Below are 21494 nucleotides of genomic sequence, written 5' to 3'. Positions count from 1 at the left end.
TTTAATCATCTTTTACCACCAGTTCGGAATATAATTTTCCACAGGTTTCACCTTCGACTTCACCACGAAGGCCACAGTATTTAGAATTTTGACCACTTTGTGGTCGGTGTTTGTACAATTAAGTTCAAACCCTAAATAAACCTCAACATTCCAACTTCAAAACCTTCCAACTTCAAACCTCAATCAACCTTACTCTATAAATTTTCCTCAACAATTGTCTATATCAAATGATTCTCCTTAATTTTAGGACATGCAATGGACTACTACTTTTGATATCCCCGAAGCCCAGCCGAAGATCGATCACCAATCTTCGTTGTTTGCTGTAGGTTCTTGTTTCTCTACCATGATTGGTGAAAAACTCCATGAAAGAAAGTTCAATGTGCTAAACAATCCTTTTGGGACGATTTTCAATCCTATTTCCATCACGCAGATTTTGGAAGATGCATTGCTCGAAATGCCGGTCAATACAGATATGGTATTGGTTCGTGATGGCGTGTACCTTCATTTTGGAATGCACTCCGATATTTCGGGATATAGTCAGGACTCTCTCGAAAGAATGATCCACAAAAAGCAGCAACTGACAAAAACACAACTGGAAAAAGCCAGTCACTTGATCATCACTTTTGGAACAGCTTGGGTTTATGAATATGGTTCTTCCGGTCAGATTGTCGCCAACTGCCATAAGCAACCTTCGGGACTGTTTGAAAAAAGACTCCTCAACTTAGACGAAATCCACAAAACGTATATTGGTTTCATCAACATGTACCGTGAGTTTAATCCAAATGTCAACATCATCTTGACAGTCAGTCCAGTGCGCCATTCCAAAGATGGTATTCCGGAAAATCAGTTAAGCAAAAGCCTCTTGAGATTGGCTTGCAATGACATAGCGGAATCTTTTGATTTTGTACATTATTTTCCGAGCTACGAGATCATGATGGATGAACTGCGAGATTATCGTTTTTACAAATCCGATATGATTCACCCCACAGAGCAGGCTGAGGATTATATCTGGGAGCGTTTCAAGAACTCATGGATAGACTCCAAAACCTACCCGACCATTGTGGAAGTAGAAAACATCCGAAGGGAACTCGCCCACAGACCTTTCAATCCCGACAGCCCAGCCCACATGAAGTTCCTCGAAAACCTCCAAAAGAAACTCGAACGCCTCAGCCGATCCTTCGACTTTTCCAAAGAAATGGATCAGTTAAGAAAACAGGTGGATCATAGGAAGTAGGAGGGGCTTAAAAAATTGAGCTGTAATTTGCATTTAACTTTTCCTAAATTGATTCAGGCGATATAAGTACAGCATTTTCAGTAAATAAAATATTCTTCCTTTCAAATTCAGTGAAAGTTAAAAACACAATTTCAAAAAAAATTCAATGGAGAAATTGGAGTGAATTTAGGTATCAAAAAATTTTAGTGTTTAAAACTGATTCTTTAACCTATATCTTACCGGCTTCAATTTCTTAACAACCAATTCTCTCTCAACTGCCAATTTTAACCATTCATCTAACTGCTTGGAATTTAAGTCAAAAGCTTTAGAAATATCATCCTTTTGAAACTCTTCATCAACAAATACTTTTGAAATTTGATCAATGAAAAAGTTGAAAAATAACTCATTTTGGTTTTCTTTTTGATTAGATAAGTTATTTTTTTTCCTCATTTCTAATGAAATACTTGGTTCGTTTACCTGATGGTGAGTTTGGTTTTTGCTATTTTCATAACTGCTAAATAAAGATCCTTGATTGTCTCTGGAGCTTGTTGGGGCTTGAATAATTGTAGAAATGTTGAATTTTTTTGGCAACCACCTCCCACCTTTTTTTACGAGTTCTGAATTTCCTTTAACAGTTTTTAAATCAGCAGGCTCAGAAATCCATAATGGTACCCATTTGTTCTTGAGGTTTTCATTGGCTCCTTCCCATGTGCCACCCTTTGTTTCAGATTTCACTACAATGGTAGCTTTAGAAAGAATATATATCAATTTATTTCGTCCCATAGCATTCCCAACATTAAAGCCCGCTTCTGGATTGTATGGTGACAATAAAACCAGTTTGTTGTCTATAATGTACTTTCTGTATATGTTGTCAGAAGATTTTTTCATTAGACTATCAGCGAGAACTCCTAAAACATATCCATTGAGTTGGAGGATCCCTGTCATGGAATGTTCATCTATTCCTCTTGCTCCTCCAGAAATAACCCCGTAGCCTTGCTCATTCAGTTGACTGACGATGGTTTTTGTAGTCTGGATATCTTCATCTGCAATATTCCTAGAACCAACTATTCCTATATAATTTTTTGATAACAAGTCTTTATTGCCTATTCCAAAAAGTATGGGTGGTATTTTATCTTTCAAAGTGTTTTTAATCGATTCAGGGTATTCAGCATCACCTCTATTGATTATCCATATTCCTGCTTTTGTCCATTTTTCTAATTTTAGCGCCAAGGCCATTTTACGGTCCAAGAGATCTACGATTCGCTGTTTTGAAACTTTATGCTCAACCCAAGAACTGAGAACTGACTCTACATCTCCTCTAAGTAAATCTTCTGGTGCTAATTTCTCATTTCTTAACCACCTTACCACTTCATTCCATTCGGTTATGGTCAAAGGTTTAGTGTCCTTATCTAGGTCTTTTGATAGATAAGAGGTGAGTAGTAATATGGCTTTTGTTCTTTCGGAAATCATCTTAATCGTTTACTGATGTGGAGGCGAGTGCTACTGGATAAACTGGTCCGGACCCATTCTCTTTAAGTAAAGCAGCAGCAATGGTAAAAGTCCACCGTGAATCTACTGCATCATCGATTAAAAATACGGGTTTATTTTCAACTTTTCCATCAATCTGGAAAGCACCATCTAAATTTCGGCATTGATGAAAGCTATTTTCTTGTTCTTTCTGAGCTTGTGTGTTTTTTGATTTTTTTAAAATTGGGTGAAATGGCAATCCTAATTTTTCTGAAAGGCGCCTGGCGAAGTCAGGTACTAAGTTAGGATGATTGATGGATGGTATGCAAGTTAACCATTCAGGAAATGGGTATGGTTGCCATCTTTCAGTTATCATTTCAGCTACAGCATCCACTAATTCATCACTGAAATGCTCTTTACGTTTACCTTCTGCAACTAAGTGTCCCCAACCTGCATCCCCCCAACGAGATAATACTTTTCCGGTTTCTGCTTGAAGTCTTAGAGGTAAATTTCCTGCCCAACTATAGTTTGATAATGCTCCTCTCTGAATCTGCTTTCTTGGCTCAATATCAAATTCAGAATGTTTCAAATAAATCGATGCCTCAAGTATATTTTCATGTTTGACAGTGCTAGCAACCAAATTATGTCCTAAACAATTGGCACATTTACCACACTGTCCAACAATGGGGTCATCCAATTGATCTTGCAAGAAGTTCATCAGGCAATTTTCAGTAGCTACATAATCTTGAATACTTCTCCATTCCTCAAGTCTTTGATTGGTTAGCCTTTGGATTTTATCGGTGTCCATCTTATAGGGTACAGCAGTTCGTTTCCATTGCGAACCAATTTTTGTAATGGGGGATGGGTCTTCTACACTCAGGTACTTCAGCGTTTGTTCAATTTGACCATATTTTACATTTAAAACTTCCTGAAGCTTGGGGATGGACAAACCATCATGATCCTCTAACTTCTGCAAAATATCCTTCACTGTTTCTTCTGGCGGAAAAGCTCCTTCTCTAAAATATTTATGAATATCAGCATCTTCTTTACCGGATAGTAATATTCCATAAGCATTAGCTATAGCCCTTCCGGCTCTACCCACCTGCTGATAATAACCAATGATAGATCCTGGCGCCTGAAAATGAATTACAAAACTTAAGTCAGGCTTATCATATCCCATGCCCAAAGCGGTAGAAGCTACCAAAACCTTCAACTCGTTGTTGTAAAGAGAATCCTCCAAAAATTCTCGATACGTATTCGAATCCTCAAAATTTTCATCCTCGATTCCAGAATAGTAGGCTGCTGCATCGATTTCACATAGCGTTAACCAATGCGTCACTATTCTTGCATCTCTCTTTGTCAATACATATACAATCCCACTTCCCTTCATAAGTGGAATATTCTCTTTTAGCCAACCTAACCTCGAAGCTTGATCTGGATGGATGATATTCTGCAACCTGAGACTTTCTCTTGTTAAAGTACCTCGGATAATTTCAATACCACCAAGTTGTTCTTTGATATCTGCAATCACTCGGTTATTTGCGGTGGCGGTCGTTCCTAAAATGGGCATACCTGCAGGCATTTGTTTTAAAATTCCCACTATGCGACGATAATCAGGTCGAAAATCATGTCCCCAATCGGAGATACAATGAGCTTCATCTACCACAAAGAGTCCTATTCGATCTGCTATAGGATATAAGACTTTTTCGATAAACCTTTCATTTGCTAATCGCTCTGGGGAGATCAGTAGAGTGTCTATTTCATCTCTCAATACAGAATCTTTTATCTTCTGCCATTCTTCAATATTGGTAGAATTAATAGTTGCAGCTTTTATACCTAACCTTTCCGCAGCTTCGATCTGATTTCGCATTAAAGCCAAAAGTGGAGAAATGATAATACTTGGTCCCTTTCCTTGACTTCTTAGAATTTTGGTGCTTATAAAATATACAGAACTCTTACCCCAGCCTGTTCTTTCCAATACAAGTAGTTTTTGTTTTAAAACAGTCAATTTTTCAATCGCTTCCCATTGACCTTCTCTAAATACAGCATTTTCATCTTTTAAAGATTTTCGTAAAAGTGATAAAGCTAATTCCTTACTCATAAATAATAATTTTAAAAATTTATTTAAGGGTTCTTTATGGCTATAATTTCACTCCTTACCCCACACCCAAATTAATCTTCCTTACTATCTCAAATACCTGAACTGAAACTTTGGATTCAAAGACGGCAACAATTCCTCCATCTTGGATGCTTTTGAATTGATGGCCTGTATATAAAAGTCTCCAACTTCCAAGAGCTCTGGCTTGGGTAAAGATACTACAATTTCTTGAAGGAACTTAATTTGAATATCCGTTAGCCTAAAAGTACGCTCGATTTCAACAAAAGCTTCTTGGACAGCAAATTTGTCCAAATCAAAAATTGTTAGAGTTAATATGTCTAAGAAATTCTCTCTCAGAGAATCTTTGAAAATAGCTCTTAAATATTCAGAAAATCTTGCCAGAAAATCTGAATTAGACTTTCCAATGCTACACCAGTGGTTTTTTGAAATTATAATATTTTTTGAATCTTCAAGTGGTTTTAATGGAGATCTAGTAAGGCTTCTAAGCGCTTTTCATAGTTCTTTATTTAACCTTCAAACTTCCTATTTAAAATGGTGATTCCACACCCTTTGAGTTCAGGAATCGTGAATTCTAATAGGGAAAGGTCAAATACAATAAATGACGGAGCTATTGACGGAGCTATTGACGGAGCTATTGACGGAGCTATTGACGGAGCTACTAAAAGCACAAAAACTAAGTTGGCAATACTTTTAAAAGTAATTTTGGAAAATGAAGGAAAAAGAACACCGGATTATCTCAAAATAACCAATATAGGAAGTGAAAGAACGATAGAGAGATATATAGTTTTGCTAAAAGAAATAGGTTTTATCGAATTTAAGGGGACTTCATCGCAAACAGGTGGGTACTATACCACTCAACTATTTAAAGAGCTAATCAACTTATAGTTTGAATTATTATAATCTGTTTTTACTTAAATTCTTCCATTATTATCCAACTTAAAAACTCATATCCTGATTCTCCTTGACATTACTTCCCGTGTTTTATAGGCCTTAGTTTTTCCTATAAAACTTCATAAATTCGAAATTTAAATTTCAATATTCAACATTTTTTAAATTATGAATTTTGAACTCCGAATAATGAATCAAAAACCCACTATGCTCTAGATTTTAAACCCACATTTACTATCCCCAGCGTATCTTTGCAACTTTGAGCTCTCAATGAGACTTTGTCTTGCCTCTTGTATCTTACATCTTGAATCTAAAATTCTCCCCTCTAAAATCTATAATCACCAACTCCATTTCCCTATATTTGCCTAAGGGTCTTTTCCCAAGACCAAAATGAAAACTTGATTAAAGACTATATTTTTGGAAAGTTTATTTGGAGATACTTACGAACCTCAGGATGAGAAATCTCGGCTGTTTGCTGATGTGATTTTGCCTGTTCCCATTCCCAAAATGTTTACCTACAAGATTCCAAGGAGTCTTTCTGAGGATATTGGGATTGGATATCGGGTGATGGTGCAGTTTGGTCAAAAAAAGGTGCTGACTGGCATCATTGGAAAGGTCCATCAAAAACCTCCCAAGGAATATGAAGCCAAACCCATCTTGGATGTCTTGGATACCTACGCCATGGTCAATCCCCTACAGATCAAGTTCTGGGCTTGGATGGCAGAGTATTACTGTTGCCATATCGGAGAGGTGATGAATGCAGCCTTGCCTTCTGGACTGAAGCTGAGCAGCGAAAGTAAGATCCAACTCAATCCGGCGTATGATTCTGAGACTTCCATGTATCCTTTGGATGATAGGGAAGAGGTGATCCTACAGGCTTTGGCTAGTAGGGAAGAGTTGAGTTATGAAGACTGTGAGCAATTGCTCGGTATCAAAACCATCCATGGAATCATCAAAAGTTTGGTGATCAAAGAAGCGATTATCGTATTCGAAAAAGTAAAAGATAAATATACTCCGAAAGTAGAGACAAGAATCCGTCTGAGAAAAGAGTATGCTGAAGATAAAAAAGCATTGGAAAGCCTATTCCAAGTGCTTGATTCCAAACCTAAGCAGGAAGAAGTCCTACTCAAATATTTGCAGGAAATTCCAGTCTATCAGAATCCGGAATTGAATACAAAAGGTTTGGATAAAAAAGCATTTTCAGAAGCCGGATTATCCATGAGTTCCATCAAAACACTGATCAAAAACAATGTTTTGGAGGAATATAAATTGATAATCAGTCGGTTTGAGGAAATTGAGGAAAGTGATGAAAAGATAATATTGTCAGATGAGCAAATGCTCGCGATGCAAGAGATCAAGGAGGCTTTTGAAGACAAGCAGGTGACTTTGCTTCACGGGATCACAGGAAGTGGAAAGACAGAGATTTACATTCAGTTGATCAAAGAAGCCCTCGAAAGCGGCAGTCAGATCCTTTTACTTCTTCCCGAGATTGCCCTTACTACTCATATTGTTGGCAGGTTGAGGAAAGTATTTGGGAGCAAAATGGGTGTGTACCATTCCAAATATTCCGATAACGAACGGGTGGAGGTTTGGAATGGAGTCATCAGTGGGAAGTTTTCTTTTGTGGTAGGAGTGCGGTCCTCGATATTTTTGCCCTTTGATAGTTTGGGTTTGGTGATTGTGGATGAAGAGCACGAAGCTTCATTCAAGCAATATGATCCTGCCCCGAGATTTCAGGCGAGGGATGCTGCCATCATGCTGGCTTGGCTCCATCAGGCTAAGACCATACTTGGCTCAGCGACACCATCTTTTGAGAGTTACTACAATGCCAGAACGAAGAAATATGGCTACGTACAGCTAGATCGCCGATACGGAGAAGCGCAACTGCCAGAGTATTTTCTTTCGGATATTTTGGTGGATAAGAAGAAAAATCTGCTCAAACTTGATTTCACCAGATTGATGCGGGAAAAGATACAGGAGGCATTGAATAAGCAGGAGCAGGTTTTGATTTTCCAGAATAGGAGAGGCTATGCGCCATATATTTCCTGTGAGGATTGTGGCTGGATTCCAGAGTGTGAGCATTGCGATGTGAGTTTGACTTATCATCAGTTTGGAGAAGAAATGCGCTGTCATTATTGTGGATTCAAGGAGAAGGTACCGAAAATCTGCCCAGCTTGTGGAAGTGGCAAATTGGCAGCTGTAGGTTTGGGGACTGAGCGTATCGAAGAGAATATTTCACTTTTATTTCCAGAGGCGAGGGTTGCAAGGATGGACTTGGATACTACCAGAAGTAAATATGGTTATCAGCGTTTATTGGAAGAGTTTGGAGCTGGAAATATTGATATTTTGGTGGGTACACAGATGATTACCAAAGGGCTTGATTTCGAGAAAGTAACTGTGGTTGGTATTTTGGATGCTGATCGGATTTTGTATTTTCCTGATTTTAGGGCAGGAGAAAGGGCATTTCAGCAAATCACACAGGTAGCTGGTAGAGCAGGAAGAAGGGAAAAGCGAGGCACAGTAGTGATCCAAAGTAGAAAGCCCGACCATTACATTTTTGAAAAAGTGATTCAGGGTGATTACAAGAATTTCTACGTCCAAGACATGACCGAAAGGCAGAAGTTTTTCTATCCACCATTTGTCAAGTTGGTCAAAATTTCCACAAGGCAAAAGGATTACAAGACTGCGGAAAAAGCTGCCCGACATTTACATAATCTGCTAAATGACATTCAGGTAAAAAAAATCATGCTAGGGCCAGAAAAGGGTCTGATAGGTAAAATCAAAAATCAGTATATTTTCGAAAGTCTTGTGAAGCTAGATAAGTCTGGAAATGCACAGGCAGTTTTCAAACACGATCTGCAATTGATCTTAGAGGAAATGTATGCAAACAAGGAATTCAGGAGTGTGCGGGTCGTGGTGGATGTGGATCCTTATTAAGGTTAAAATGTTCAAAGGTTTTAAGGTTGGCTGACATCTTGGAGAATGATGTTACTAGATGCTTTTTATACTTATGTCCTTTTTATAGAGGCAAATCATTGTCTTGTCCTGAAAATAGTTGACACTTTTTCTTACAATTAGTAGAGTTCAACCCGCTTCGGGGTTGTTGTTTCGCTCATCGACTTTGATCCCCGGATAGCAATCCGGGGCTATTCAAAGTTTAACCCCTTCGGGGTTGATCTCATCCCTGCTTCTGTCTCGCTTCTCCATTCCGACTAGAAGAGCCTGCCTCGTAGAATTACGGGGAGAAATCTCTTACTGAATTTCACACTCCAACTTCTTTTTTCACTTTCTTGTTTTAAAAACAGGACGAGACCTCTCTCCTGAATGCTTTCGGGATCGAGGTGACGTAGTCAAAAATTAAATTTGTCTTACAGCTTCTACTTTAGCCTCTAATCTCCCAGCGCAACTTTGCTCCTCAGCCAACTTTGCGAGATCCCCTGAAAATCTAAAATCTACCTTCAAAAATCTAAAATCTAAAATCCCTCTAACCCCCTCCTAAACTATTTATCATGAAGACCTTCGAGGTTTTTTGAAACCTCAAAGGTCGCATCTCGTTTCTCGCCTCTAGTCTCTCGTTTCTATTTTCACGTCTCCCAGCGCAACTTTACTCCTTAGCCTTCTTTACGAGAACCACGAAAAATCTAAAATCTACCTTCTAAAATCTAAAACCCCAATTAAAAAGCCCCTAAACTATTCATCGTGAAGACCTTCGAGGTTTTTTGAAACCTCAAAGGTCGCATCTCGTTTCTCGCCTCTAGTCTCTCGTTTTTATTTTCTCGTCTCCCAGCGCAACTTTACTCCTTAGCCTTCTTTACGAGAACCACGAAAAATCTAAAATTTACCTTCTAAAATCTAAAATCCAATTAAAAATCCCCTAAACTCCTCAGTGTCAAAATTACTCATTCCTTCTTGGTAGAAGACGATTTTTCCTTCGGGATTGATGACTATTGTGGTGGGAATGGATTCTGATTGGAGGGAATTGTTCAGCCCATGGCTCGCATGGACTATTGGGAAGCTCCAACCTTTGTCATCCAGGAGTTTCTTGCTTTTTTCAAAGTCCTTGTCTAACGCAATCATCAAAAACTCGAGGTTTTCAGTGTCTTTGACTTTCTTGTACATTTCCGAAATATGTGGCATTTCTGCACGACATGGAGGACACCATGTTGCCCAGAGATTGATGAAAACAGTCTTACCTCGATAAGCTTCCAGATCGATAATTGATCCTTGCTGATCTGTAAATCTCCCGGTAAACTCAAAATCCAAATTCTCTTTATTGACTAATGTGATTTTTGGTTTGATCAGTCCTGTGGAAAGAAGCAGAGACTGCACTCCACCCATAATTGGTGTAATCAGTCCAGTAAAATAAAGAAAAGCAAAAACTGAAAGGATTAATCCCCAGCTCTTTATTTCTTTTTTCCAATCAAATTTCTTTGTCATAATGCCAAATGTAAATAGTTATAGGTTATCAGATGATCAGTAATTGGTGCTGTAAAAGAGAAACTAGTGTAGTATCAAGATAGATTTGATTAATTTAAACTTTAAGTGATCCTTTTGAATGAATAATTTCGATCAAATACCTGAATTCAAAATTACCATCACATTACCAATATCTTAGTGACCAAAGGTACAATAAGTAAGATTTCTTTTTCCATACCAAACTTGAATGCTGTAAATTGCGCACCTATTTTGAAGTTTTTAAAACAAGAAAATGAATATAGATCATTATTTAAAAATAGCCGAAGAGCTGAATATCAAACTCAAGCAAGTCACTGACACCATTGCCTTATTGGACGAGGGTGCTACAGTGCCTTTTATTTCCCGATATAGAAAGGAAGTGACAGGGAGCTTGGATGAAGTGCAAGTAGCAGGGATCAGAGATAGAGCGCTCCAATTGAGAGAATTGGACAAAAGAAGGGATGCTATACTCAAATCTATCAAAGAGCAAGGCAAACTTTCTGATGAATTGGAAAAGAAGATCAATGGTGCAGAGACCATGTCTGTCTTGGAAGATTTGTATTTACCATACAAGCCTAAGAGAAGAACCAAAGCTACGATCGCTAAGGAAAAGGGCTTGGAGCCATTGGCTACATTGATTTTTGAACAAACTTCGATAAACCTCGAAACAGAGGCAGAGAAATATGTAGATGAAAGCAAAGAGGTCCCTTCGAGCGAAGAGGCACTTCAGGGAGCAAGAGATATCATCGCCGAATGGGTCAATGAAAATGTTGAACTTAGGAAAAAAATGCGAGATCTCTTTATCAATGAAGGGACATTTGTATCCAAAGTTTTGCCGGGAAAAGAAGCTGAGGCCATCAAATACAAAGATTATTTTGACTGGTCAGAACCTGTGAAAACGGCCCCTTCGCACCGTGTGTTGGCTATGAGGAGAGGGGAGAAAGAACTTTTCTTGATGTTGGATTCTTGTCCTGAGGAATTGTCGGCCATTGCTTTGATGGAAAATGTGATCTTGGAAGATGCCGCCAATACTTCTGTGGAGCAGGTTCGAATGGCGATCAAAGATTGCTACAAAAGACTTCTGAAACCTTCTATGGAAACAGAAGTCAGACTTTTCACCAAAAAGAAAGCGGATGAAGATGCGATCAAAGTTTTTGCGGAGAATTTGAGACAACTTTTGCTTGCAGCACCTTTGGGAGAAAAATCAGTGATGGCTATCGATCCAGGTTTTAGAACAGGTTGCAAGACTGTGTGTCTAGGTCCTCAAGGGCAATTGTTGAGCTTTGATGCCATATATCCTAATGAACCTCAAAAGCGTACGGCAGAATCTGCTGCTACCATCAGGCATTTGGTAGAGAAACACCAAATTCAAGCCATTGCTATTGGCAATGGAACTGCAAGTAGAGAGACAGAAGCATTTGTGAAAGCCATTGGATTGCCAAAAAGTGTCATCGTGACCATGGTCAATGAAAGTGGAGCTTCGATCTATTCAGCTTCAGATGTGGCAAGAGAAGAGTTTCCTGATCAGGATTTGACCGTCAGGGGAGCAGTGTCAATCGGAAGAAGGTTGATGGATCCTTTGGCAGAGTTGGTGAAAATAGATGCCAAATCCATAGGAGTGGGGCAATACCAGCATGATGTGGATCAATCGGCTTTGAAAAATTCTTTGGATGATACAGTCATGAGTTGTGTAAATGGTGTTGGTGTGGAGATCAATACAGCTTCAAAGCAATTGTTGACTTATGTGTCTGGGCTTGGGCCTGTATTGGCACAGAATATTGTGGCATATAGAACTGAAAATGGACCATTCAAAAGCAGGTCAGAAATCAAGAAAGTCCCAAGATTGGGTGATAAAGCTTACGAACAAGCTGCAGGATTCTTGAGAATCAGAAATGCGAAAAATCCATTGGATTCATCTGCAGTGCACCCAGAAAGGTATGAATTGGTTGAGAAAATGGCCAAAGATATTGGTGCAAAGCTAACTGATTTGATGAGTTCGGAAGAGTTGCGATCCAAGATTATTTTGAAAAACTATGTTTCAGAAACAGTTGGATTGCCTACGCTCCAAGATATCATGGATGAACTTTCCAAGCCAGGAAGGGATCCAAGAGAAGGTTTTGAGTTGTTTAGCTTTCAGGAGGGTGTCAATGAAATGAAAGACCTGAAAGTTGGAATGAAGCTTCCTGGAATAGTTACCAATATCACCAAATTTGGAGCTTTTGTGGACATAGGAGTTCATCAGGATGGCTTGGTGCACTTGAGTCATTTGGCAGACAAATTTATCAATGATCCTAATGAAGTAGTCACAGTGAATCAAAAAGTGGAGGTTACTGTAATGGAAGTAGATATTCAGAGGAAGAGGATTGGCCTTAGTATGAAGTCCGATCCATTTGCGGAAAGGGGAAAGTCAAAATCTAAGGAGAAGAAAGAAGATCCTCAAGTAGCAGAGGGGGATTTGGCTGCGAAATTGGCCATGCTCAAAGGGAAATTTAGATAATTAAAAAGCCTCTAGGAAATTAATCTTAGAGGCTTTTTTGTTGAATTTTGGATCGTTAAAAATGGTAAGCTATTCTCAAAGCTTTTAAAGGGATAAGGTTTAATGCAAAAGAGGAGATGCCATCTTGTTTATCAACTTCAGAAAAATTCTGTGTGCTTTCAGCTATTTTGATTACTCTATTTGAGTAAATCGCATCAAAGCCCGTCTCAGCTGAAACACTCAATCGTGAGTTAAGATGATATTTCACTCCCCAAAAGTTCCCTATTCCAAACCTAAAATCATCAACATTTGCAAATGCTGTATTATCAAAAGGTGGCAGGTCAGTTCTTTCTCTAAATCTTAAATTGGAAAATCCGAATATAAGATCCAAACCACCATAGGCTATGAATTTTTCATTAATAAACTTTTGTTTTTCTAAACCTATTCTTAGTCCATAATCTAGATTATTTGCTTTGTTATAAATAAAATTTTGAAAAGAATATTGGTCTTCATTGAACCTATTATTGAAACTCATATCTAACCTAAAACCCATGTTTTTCCCTTTTGATCCTGTGTAATTTTTTCTGTAGAATAGAGAAGGGTTAAAATTACCACCGAATATAGGCCTTACATCAACAGCCAACTCGTGTTTGGTTTTCGAATAATCATAGACACTTTTTTCGTCTTCATCTTCCGTCTGTGCAAAAGCAACAGAACTACATAACATAGCAAATAATAATAGAAATTTAATTTTCATAGATTTTTGATTGTGGTGTACAGATAATTGTCTGAAAATTCTTACGGTGTTCCTCTATTAAAAGTTTAAGACAAGACGATGATTCAATAGAGATTTTTTAATTAACATTATATAATCAATGAATAAGCTTTATTTTAAATGCTTATAAGTTAAGTCAACTTAAATAAAAATCTCCATTTCTCAATTTCATCTAAGAGTTAAAAGACTCATTGATTAAATTTTTAGACAACTGATGTCAAATTAGAGTTTATTTAATAAACACATGCGTGTTATTTAAAATAACATTCTTATATTAGCTCCTGTTAAATCAATAAAGCTATGGAAGACATCACTAAAATCAGCCTTACTCAAACGACCTTGCCATCAGGGAATTGCCAAGTCAAATTTTTTATTGAAGATGAGAAAAAGCCTCAGTATGGATATTTGCTGGTAAATGAACCAAAGACTGTTGGTGAGATTATGGAAGAAATCAAAAGCAGAATGGAGCAGCGAAGAATGGCCAATCCATTTTCGGTCAAGCAACCAATGAAAGACGATCATAATTTTTATCTTTATTCTGCTTAAACAAGACCTTATGCTGCTTTCTAAAAACCTTCGACATCTACGTACTTCGCAGAATATCACCCAATCAGAGCTTGCAGAAAAACTCGGAGTTCAGCGGACTATGATATCTGCCTATGAGGATGGGCGTTCAGAGCCAAAGCTTTTGGCTTTGAAGGTGATTTCCGAATTGTTTGGAGTGTCCATGGATGAATTGCTCTACCATGATATCCAAGAAAAGGGTAGGAAGGCAGTTCAAAGTAGAGACACCAAGATTCTAACAATTGCCGTGGACGAATCTGATCGTGAAAGTATTACCATGGTAGGTCAAAAAGCATCCGCAGGTTACTTAAATGGTTTTGCTGATCCAGATTACATGGAATCATTGCCTCAGTTTAGGCTTCCTAATTTGGCTAGTAACCAATCATATAGAGCCTTCGAAATCGCAGGGGATAGCATGTTGCCAATGGTACCTGGTACCTTGATTGTTGGTGGATATGTTGACCAATTGCGAGATATAAAAAGTGGGAAGACCTACGTTTTGGTAACTGCTTCAGAAGGAGTTGTGTATAAGCGAGTGTTCAATTATTTGGAAGAGAATGGCAAGTTATTTTTAGTATCTGACAATGAGCATTACAAACCTTATGAGGTCAAAGGAGAAGATATTTTGGAAGTTTGGGAAGCTAAAGCTTTTATCAGTACTGATTTTCCCAATCCCAAAGATCGTAATAACCCAATGACAATAGAAGATTTGTCTAAAATGATATTGGATTTGAGATCTGAGATTGTAAAGATGAAGGGTAGGAGTTAGATTTATTTAAGACTTCTCCTGATGCCTCCCAAATTGAAGATTAAGTAGAAATGACACAAAAAAAAGCCAACTTTCGCTGGCTTTTTTTGTTTGAGTAGAAGTTGAAATTAGTCCTTAATTTCTCCTTTTTCTGCTTTGTCTACCAATTCATCGTTGGCCGTTATCAAGATTTCAACCCTTCTGTTTTTTGCTCTTCCTTCGTCTGTATCATTAGATGCCACAGGTTTGTCGTAGGAAAGTCCCAGCGTCAACATTCTTGAATCTTCGATACCTTGCATTTTTAGATAGTTCTTTACAGAAGCGGCTCTTCTTTCTGAAAGACCAAGATTGTACTGATATGCCCCTCTATTGTCTGTATGCCCTTCGATGGATAGATCAGTATCTGGATATTCTTTTAGGATTTCCGCAAATTTCATGATATTCTCTTGGGCATCTGGAGTCAATGAATAAGAATCGAAACCAAACAGTATACCTGAATCAAAAGTCAATTTGATAGATTCTCCCACTCTTTCAACCTCTGCATCTTTAACTTCTTCTTCGATTTTTTTGGCTTGCTTGTCCATGTAGATACCGATTGCAGCACCTGCTGCACCTCCTACGATAGCTCCGATTGCGGCGCCTTTTCCTGCTTGACCACTTTTGTTTCCAATTACAGCTCCGATTGCACCACCTGTGCCACCACCGACTGCGGCACCTCTTTCAGTGTTATTCCAGCTGGCACAGCTAAACAAAAATGCAGCCCCTAATACCTGAGCAAAGATGCTTTTGATAGATTTGAAATTTTTCATAATAAATAATAATTGGTTATAGTTTTAAAAATCCTTCCCTGATTTTTGATACCGCATCATAAGAAGAATCTATGTTGTAAATACCTTTTCCAAATTCATGCCAAAAGCCATCTCCACAATCTATATAAATACCTCTTTTGCTTGGTTTGCCCTCTCTGGCCTTGTCGTAGTCATAATCAGGCAAAAATACATAGGATAATAATTCTTTTGTTTTCTCCCAACTCAGTTCTTTCTCTTGTCCATCTATTGTTGCTAAAGCTTTTCTGATAGAAAATTTCATTGTTAAAGAAATTTCCAAAGTTTTATCATTGTCTATCTTCAAGAAATTAATGATCAATGGGGCTTCTTTTTTGCTCGTCTCGTAAATCGCCTGAATGATTTCTTGTGCCAAATACTGCCATTCCTCTTGATTCAAAGGAACAGTCCGAGTGATTTTTCCATGAAGATCTTTTGCGAGCACACGTACGCCTCCTTCATCTTCATCCAATTTTTTGTTTGCCCATTTGGATGTTAAGTAAAGCGATTTGAGAGGTTTTTCCCAGGCATTGTGTAGCTCACCTACGTAGTTGTAATTACCGTCTAAAGGAAACCCTTCATCTAAGATTTCCTCGTCGGTCAATTCCTCACGATGGGTATATTCTAGGTCTAATTGTGTATTTAGAAAATTCTTCTCAAAGCTGATTTTCAACCTAAATGTATGACTAAATGGAGGTGGAATACTTCCTGAGTCAAAATCTATCTCGATTCGTATAAGGTCTTCTGATTTTAAATGCATATTTTGATTTTTTGTAAGGTTGGTTGTTTATAGCTAGCTGATCAATTAGAAGGTCTTGAAGTAGGAAGGTTGAGAGAGGTGAAAGGGAAAGGGTGAAGGAAGCATCAGCCATGTCCTGACCTTTTTATAATTACAATCGTCATTTGAACTTTATCTTAAATATATCGCCGAACTTGTCTTCCGTCAGTAAAATATCGAATTTCAAATCAATGTGTTAATCAAAATTTAACTCCCGCTACCGATGACCTTCAGTAGCGGAATTTAAACTTCATGGTTTTCATCTCGTTACTTAATTCTTGCTTCTCCTCTCAAATCTCAAATGTTTTCTTGGAATTGGCTAGCATTCCGTTGATTTCTTCCATTTCTTGCTTGCTTAGGTCTCGCCATTCTCCTAAAGGGATATCTAACTGGATATTCATGATTCTTACTCTTTTGAGCCTAGTTACTTCATATCCCAAATATTCACACATCCTTCGGATTTGTCGGTTGAGTCCTTGTGTCAAGATGATATTAAACTTGTTTTTTCCTATTTTTCTTACTTTACATTCCTTGGTAATAGTATCCAAAATCGGTACTCCGTTAGACATTTTCTCCAGAAAATCAAAAGTTATTGGCTTGTTGACAGTCACGATATACTCTTTTTCATGATTGTTTCCTGCCCTTAGGATTTTATTGACAATATCTCCATCGCTAGTCAGCAATATCAGTCCTTCACTAGGTTTGTCTAATCTGCCTATTGGGAATATTCTTTTTGGGTGATTGATGTACTCAATTATATTGTCTTTTTCCGCTTTGATATCCGTGGTGCATACGATCCCTACAGGTTTGTTGAATGCGATGTACACAAAATCGTTTTTCGGAGGACTTATCAGTTTTCCATCCACACGAACTTCATCGCCAGGCATTACCTTGGTTCCTACTTCGGGGATTTTGCCATTGATGGTTACTTTTCCCTGTTCGATCAGCTTATCGGCACCTCTTCTTGAGCAAAATCCTACTTCACTGAGGTACTTGTTGACTCTTGTAGCTTGTGATTCGTCCATTGTTGCAAATTTATGGCTATTTTCATCATTTTCTGAATTTTGATGAATAATACCTGAATTTAGTTTACCCTTTAATCTTTAATGTGAATCCGCTTTCTTGCACCTAGCCAAGCAATAGATTATTGGATCAATTTGTTGACCGTAAACTGTTGTCTGTTGACGATTATCAGCATGATTTATGTGTTTTAATATACATACATGTACACAAGAGGATACTCATATAATCTTTTGCATAATTCTTTAATCATGAGTTTCACAATAAAGAAATTCTTCAATATTTCATCCTATTTCTTATGCGCTAAAAAACTGGCAATAAACATAATCTGAATGCTTTGCGAATTTTAGCTTTGATAATTGCCTGTTCTGAAAGTAGCTTAGCCTCAATTGATTTTAAGCTTTATCATTATATTTTTTTGAATAATAATAAGAAATGTTTATATTAATTCGTTGAAACTATAAACTAAACTATATATGGAAAAGATGAATTATAAATCTGTTGGAGTATGGCTTGATCAGTCAAAAGCGCATTTTATTGGTTATCAAGATGGTGAGGCTACATTCATAGAATCTCTTATCTCTCCACACGAAAGAATAAAAAGAGAAGAAGGCGAAGTAAGCGATACTGCTCGTTTTTCTCCAAATCCTTCTGTACTTTCTAACAACGAATACCGCAAAAACAACATTGCACAAAATGAGCTGAATGAATATTATAAGATGCTCGAAGATAAAATTGGGAAATTTGAGGACGTACTTTTATTTGGTCCAGGCACTGCAAAGGATCAATTCAAAAATCGAATTGCGGAAAACAAAGCTTTCAAAGAAAAATGGATTTCTGTCCAAAATGCAGATAAAATGACTGACAATCAGTTGCTAGCTTTTGTCAGGGATTTTTATAAAAACTGAGAAAGAAATAGATAAAGTCAAAAAAAAAGGCTGTTTCAGTTGATGAAACAGCCTTTTTTATATTCTTAAAGAGATATTGGACATTCTTGAAACTGATTTTCATTTCAATTATTTTATTATTTTTTCTCAGTCAATTTTAATTTGTAATAAGTGTTCCAGTCTTCTTCTCCAAAATAACTTTGGTTTTTTTGAACAAATATCTCACCGTCTTTATTTGCTACCGGAGTAGAGATTATTCCTTTAGGCAATTCTATATCGTCTTGAAGCAATTTATATTCAGAATCAAAAACAGCTGCATATTTTGGCAAGGATTCTAAGAATTCCCGCCATTCAGATTGATTTTCACGATTGTAATTCTGCACTATATTTTCATTTACTCCTTTTCTATATATAAGAATTATTTTATCATCAAACGCATAGAGTTGCTCTATCATGGATGAGATTACCTTCTCGAGCTTAGAAAATAACTCGTATCTGTTTTGCAAATCGGCCTGGGGGAAAGGGACATGGTCTTTGATATTTAGACTTACACTTTCTCTGAAAATCAGATCTTCATCTTTCTCTTCATAGACATAAAACTTCAGTTCAGCCATTAGGAACAAATACCAAATCTTCCCTCTTTTAACGATTTGTGGATGATAAAGAAAATGAAAATCTCCGTCTTGGTAGATTGAGGTTTCAGGGATTTCCATTTTCAATTCGACTTCTTTAGTAATAGGGTCAAATACCTCCAACAAAGGTGTTTTGTAATATTCTTTGTAAAACTTCTCTTGGTCTTCCCAGTCAATTAGATCTCTTTCTGGACGGTAGTAAGCTAATTTACTCCCCAGTTCGAAGGCTGGTCTGTTGTAAGGATGCATGTAAATATAGTCCTCAGGTATGGAGATATTATTGATTATTTCTCCTTCATTTGTAAACTGTATCAATCCCTTATTTAGATCCATAATTGTAAACCTCCCACCAAAGAAACCTGCTGAATAGACCATGTTTATCGCATTTGGACCATCTGTTTTGAGCTCAATATGAGAGGTGATTTTACCGGTTTCGTCAAAAATAATGTAGGAAACAAGATCTTTTTTTGCTAAGAACCTTCCATCATCAATATCAAATAGTATCAATTCCTCTAGGTAATCAACTCTAATAGAATCCGTGATTTCTAATTCATAATTTGAAGAAATGGATTGATTAGAGTTTTTGTCTTTTGAACAGCCAAAAATTCCTATTATCAAAATTGTAAATAGTAGATTTTTCATTTTTCAAAATTAGTAAATGGAAAATATTATTAAAGTTAATAGATGTTATATGGGAATTTTATTAAAAATAATAATTAGAAAACTTTGAAATTAAATTCGGGGGGGTATTTTTAGTTCAAAAAAAGAAATATATGAAAGCATTAAAGAATTTTCTCCACTTTCTTATAATAGGTTGTTTTTCACTTTATGGCTGCATTACTCCTGAAAAGCCGATTCGAGAAGTTGAAATTCAAAAAGATTTAATTGAAACAGCAAGAATTTTTTATGATGCTTTTCAGGAAAGTAGTCATTCCATGAATCAAAGGATTAAAATGGATATGAGTATTTCCCCAAAGTGGAGTGATGCATTTCAGTCTGAAGATCAAAAATTACTGATTATTCCTGCTCACAGAAAACTTATGGTTTCATATGGTGAAAAGGCTTATCTAAGAAGAGTTGTTTTTGAATTTAACGATTTGGGTGAAATTGTTTCTTCGGGAATAATTGAACTATCAGCCCTGAGTATAGACTATCTTTTGAATAATGAATTTAAGATTATTAATGGTTATTTGAATCAGGACTTAGATCCCAAAGTAGAATTTTTATGGTTTGACCTTTCCTATCAACAAGTATCAGGTAAACAATCAAATGGAATTGAGATTAGGAAGTTTTTTAATGATTTAGCTACAAATCAGACAAATAGCTCGACTATGGACATGCCTGATTGTATTGATTGGTACTGGGTATATACCTATAACGGAGTTGTAATAGGGGAAGAATATTCACATACGACATGTTTCTCAAGTGGTTGTAATGGAGATGATGCCTGTTTTGATGATGGAATGGGTGGAGGTGGAGGCGGTAATGAATTAGGTGAAGCGCCTGGAGAAAAACTCTGTAGCAATTCCTTTAATAATTTTGTAGCAGGGTCAAATAATGGATTCTGGCATACCAATATCAATGGATTAAGATTTGAAAACGGTCAGACGTCAAGTAGTTTTAATGCTTATTTTCAACTTGCAAATGGCATAAGAAATACTCAAATGAATAATATAGACTATGCAAATACTGTGGTTATTGGAATCCACAAATCCCCAATTGAATTAATCTATGATATTTTTCCTCATTTATTGAATAATTCAGATATTTACCCCATGACTATGAGCAGTGGTGAAACAAATTGGTTTTTTTCGAAAAATGCAGTGATGGAAATCTCTAGGTGGGCATCTAATCATGCGGCCTCTGGAGTTATTGCTACTGTTCCTAATCCCCATTTGCCAGAAAATCAATTTGTAGTAAGAAATGAATTCGTAAGTTTTGCGTACAAATTTTTGAAATCAATTATGCCCGGAAGTAATATTACAAGTCAAATTAACAATGGAGCCCCAGACTCCTCAGCTACATATGGAACCAATTGTCAATAAACCGGAATCTTACATTAGATTATTGAAGGATTTTACTATGGATCCATGGGATTGGAATTCGCCTTTAATTTCGATCATGGAAGAAAAAAAAGAGGAATTGAGCATCAAAAGAATTGGATTTTCCTCAAAATGGGAATTGTTTTTAAAAAAGTTAAGTAATCTTGATAATGTAGATGAAGTAAAAGACACTTCAATTCAACACGGTTTTCATATTTTAAGTACTCAAATTAGACGACGAGGAACAGGGTGTAAGGGGATCGTATTGTTAGTAAGCATGCTTGGTCTTTATGGAGTGTTTTTCGTGGATTATGCTAAGCCAGCCATGGTTCCATTAGATGATGGTTATGGATTAGGCTGGTTGAGTTATTATCCCTATGATGAGGAAGATGAGATTCTATCCCGTAAAATCTTAAACGAAGTAGGGATTCTTTTCCCTGATTTTTCAAAATTTGATAATGCATATGCTTCCATTAAAGTGGAAAATATTTATTTAGGGAATTTTGAAAAAAAATTGGATTTATTCAAAGCTATTTTTACTACAAATACTATATTTTTATAGAACATTCACTTATTTTTTTATGTGTATCCGCTTGAATGCACGTG

Annotated in this window: 18 protein-coding genes; 9 read left to right on the top strand and 9 right to left on the bottom strand. The window is 37.0% G+C overall.

Annotation, left to right across the window (positions count from 1 at the left end; all coding sequences use genetic code 11):
* Window positions 1-250 precede the first annotated feature (250 nt).
* Entirely contained in the window at window positions 251-1234 is a 984-nt protein-coding gene (locus tag MM236_RS04430; protein ID WP_241273721.1) for a GSCFA domain-containing protein, read from the top strand.
* Between the two features lie 189 nt (window positions 1235-1423).
* Here MM236_RS04430 and MM236_RS04425 read toward each other — a convergent pair whose 3' ends face one another.
* The 3 genes from MM236_RS04425 to MM236_RS04415 form a co-directional block, all read right to left on the bottom strand.
* Window positions 1424-2683: a DNA-processing protein DprA gene (locus tag MM236_RS04425; RefSeq protein WP_241273720.1), complete on the bottom strand. Its 1260-nt coding sequence runs from the start codon at window positions 2681-2683 to the stop codon at window positions 1424-1426.
* 1 nt (window position 2684) lies between these two features.
* Entirely contained in the window at window positions 2685-4781 is a 2097-nt protein-coding gene (locus tag MM236_RS04420) for a RecQ family ATP-dependent DNA helicase (protein WP_241273719.1), read from the bottom strand.
* A gap of 84 nt (window positions 4782-4865) precedes the next feature.
* Window positions 4866-5090 carry a hypothetical protein gene (locus MM236_RS04415; RefSeq protein ID WP_241273718.1) on the bottom strand — a complete coding sequence of 75 codons (225 nt, stop codon included), beginning with the start codon at window positions 5088-5090 and terminating at the stop codon, window positions 4866-4868.
* A gap of 240 nt (window positions 5091-5330) precedes the next feature.
* Here MM236_RS04415 and MM236_RS04410 point away from each other — a divergent pair, with 240 nt between their 5' ends.
* Window positions 5331-5684, top strand: a complete 354-nt coding sequence (locus MM236_RS04410; RefSeq protein ID WP_241273717.1) for a hypothetical protein — start codon at window positions 5331-5333, stop codon at window positions 5682-5684.
* 420 nt (window positions 5685-6104) lie between these two features.
* The gene (gene priA / locus MM236_RS04405) at window positions 6105-8624 is read left to right on the top strand and encodes a replication restart helicase PriA (protein ID WP_241273716.1); all 2520 of its coding nucleotides are present in this window, start codon (window positions 6105-6107) and stop codon (window positions 8622-8624) included.
* A 915-nt stretch (window positions 8625-9539) separates the two neighbouring features.
* Here priA and MM236_RS04400 read toward each other — a convergent pair.
* Window positions 9540-10124: a TlpA family protein disulfide reductase gene (locus tag MM236_RS04400; protein ID WP_241273715.1), complete on the bottom strand. Its 585-nt coding sequence runs from the start codon at window positions 10122-10124 to the stop codon at window positions 9540-9542.
* 271 nt (window positions 10125-10395) lie between these two features.
* On the opposite strand from MM236_RS04400, the gene MM236_RS04395 reads away from it, so the two are divergent.
* Window positions 10396-12639, top strand: a complete 2244-nt coding sequence (locus MM236_RS04395; RefSeq protein ID WP_241273714.1) for a Tex family protein — start codon at window positions 10396-10398, stop codon at window positions 12637-12639.
* Window positions 12640-12694: 55 nt separating this feature from the next.
* Here MM236_RS04395 and MM236_RS04390 read toward each other — a convergent pair whose 3' ends face one another.
* Window positions 12695-13375, bottom strand: coding sequence for a putative outer membrane beta-barrel protein (locus MM236_RS04390; RefSeq protein WP_241273713.1), 681 nt, complete (start codon window positions 13373-13375; stop codon window positions 12695-12697).
* Window positions 13376-13693: 318 nt separating this feature from the next.
* Between MM236_RS04390 and MM236_RS04385 the strand changes: the two genes are divergently transcribed.
* Window positions 13694-13939 carry a hypothetical protein gene (locus tag MM236_RS04385; protein WP_241273712.1) on the top strand — a complete coding sequence of 82 codons (246 nt, stop codon included), beginning with the start codon at window positions 13694-13696 and terminating at the stop codon, window positions 13937-13939.
* A 10-nt stretch (window positions 13940-13949) separates the two neighbouring features.
* A complete protein-coding gene (locus MM236_RS04380; RefSeq protein ID WP_241273711.1) occupies window positions 13950-14726 on the top strand; it encodes an XRE family transcriptional regulator in 777 nt (258 codons plus the stop codon).
* A 107-nt stretch (window positions 14727-14833) separates the two neighbouring features.
* On the opposite strand, the gene MM236_RS04375 is transcribed toward MM236_RS04380, so the two are convergent.
* From MM236_RS04375 to rluF, 3 genes are all read right to left on the bottom strand, one after another.
* Window positions 14834-15514 carry a YiaD family glycine zipper/OmpA-like lipoprotein gene (locus MM236_RS04375; RefSeq protein WP_241273710.1) on the bottom strand — a complete coding sequence of 227 codons (681 nt, stop codon included), beginning with the start codon at window positions 15512-15514 and terminating at the stop codon, window positions 14834-14836.
* 16 nt (window positions 15515-15530) lie between these two features.
* Window positions 15531-16289 (bottom strand): hypothetical protein, encoded by a 759-nt coding sequence (locus MM236_RS04370; protein WP_241273709.1) that lies wholly within the window; start codon window positions 16287-16289, stop codon window positions 15531-15533.
* 308 nt (window positions 16290-16597) lie between these two features.
* The gene (rluF, locus tag MM236_RS04365; RefSeq protein ID WP_241273708.1) at window positions 16598-17332 is read right to left on the bottom strand and encodes a 23S rRNA pseudouridine(2604) synthase RluF; all 735 of its coding nucleotides are present in this window, start codon (window positions 17330-17332) and stop codon (window positions 16598-16600) included.
* Between the two features lie 471 nt (window positions 17333-17803).
* Between rluF and MM236_RS04360 the strand changes: the two genes are divergently transcribed.
* Window positions 17804-18235: a hypothetical protein gene (locus MM236_RS04360; protein WP_241273707.1), complete on the top strand. Its 432-nt coding sequence runs from the start codon at window positions 17804-17806 to the stop codon at window positions 18233-18235.
* Window positions 18236-18351: 116 nt separating this feature from the next.
* Here MM236_RS04360 and MM236_RS04355 read toward each other — a convergent pair whose 3' ends face one another.
* On the bottom strand, window positions 18352-19488 hold the full coding sequence (locus tag MM236_RS04355) for a hypothetical protein (RefSeq protein ID WP_241273706.1): 1137 nt from the start codon (window positions 19486-19488) through the stop codon (window positions 18352-18354).
* A gap of 131 nt (window positions 19489-19619) precedes the next feature.
* On the opposite strand from MM236_RS04355, the gene MM236_RS04350 reads away from it, so the two are divergent.
* Together MM236_RS04350 and MM236_RS04345 are read left to right on the top strand one after the other, a co-directional pair.
* Window positions 19620-20891, top strand: coding sequence for a hypothetical protein (locus MM236_RS04350; protein WP_241273705.1), 1272 nt, complete (start codon window positions 19620-19622; stop codon window positions 20889-20891).
* Window positions 20872-21450: a hypothetical protein gene (locus MM236_RS04345; protein ID WP_241273704.1), complete on the top strand. Its 579-nt coding sequence runs from the start codon at window positions 20872-20874 to the stop codon at window positions 21448-21450. The genes MM236_RS04350 and MM236_RS04345 overlap by 20 nt, the downstream gene beginning before the upstream one ends.
* Window positions 21451-21494 lie beyond the last annotated feature (44 nt).

Origin of the sequence: Belliella calami, from assembly GCF_022549695.1 — a bacterium.
Lineage (GTDB): Bacteria > Bacteroidota > Bacteroidia > Cytophagales > Cyclobacteriaceae > Belliella > Belliella calami.
This window is presented reverse-complemented; position numbering and strand designations above follow the sequence as displayed.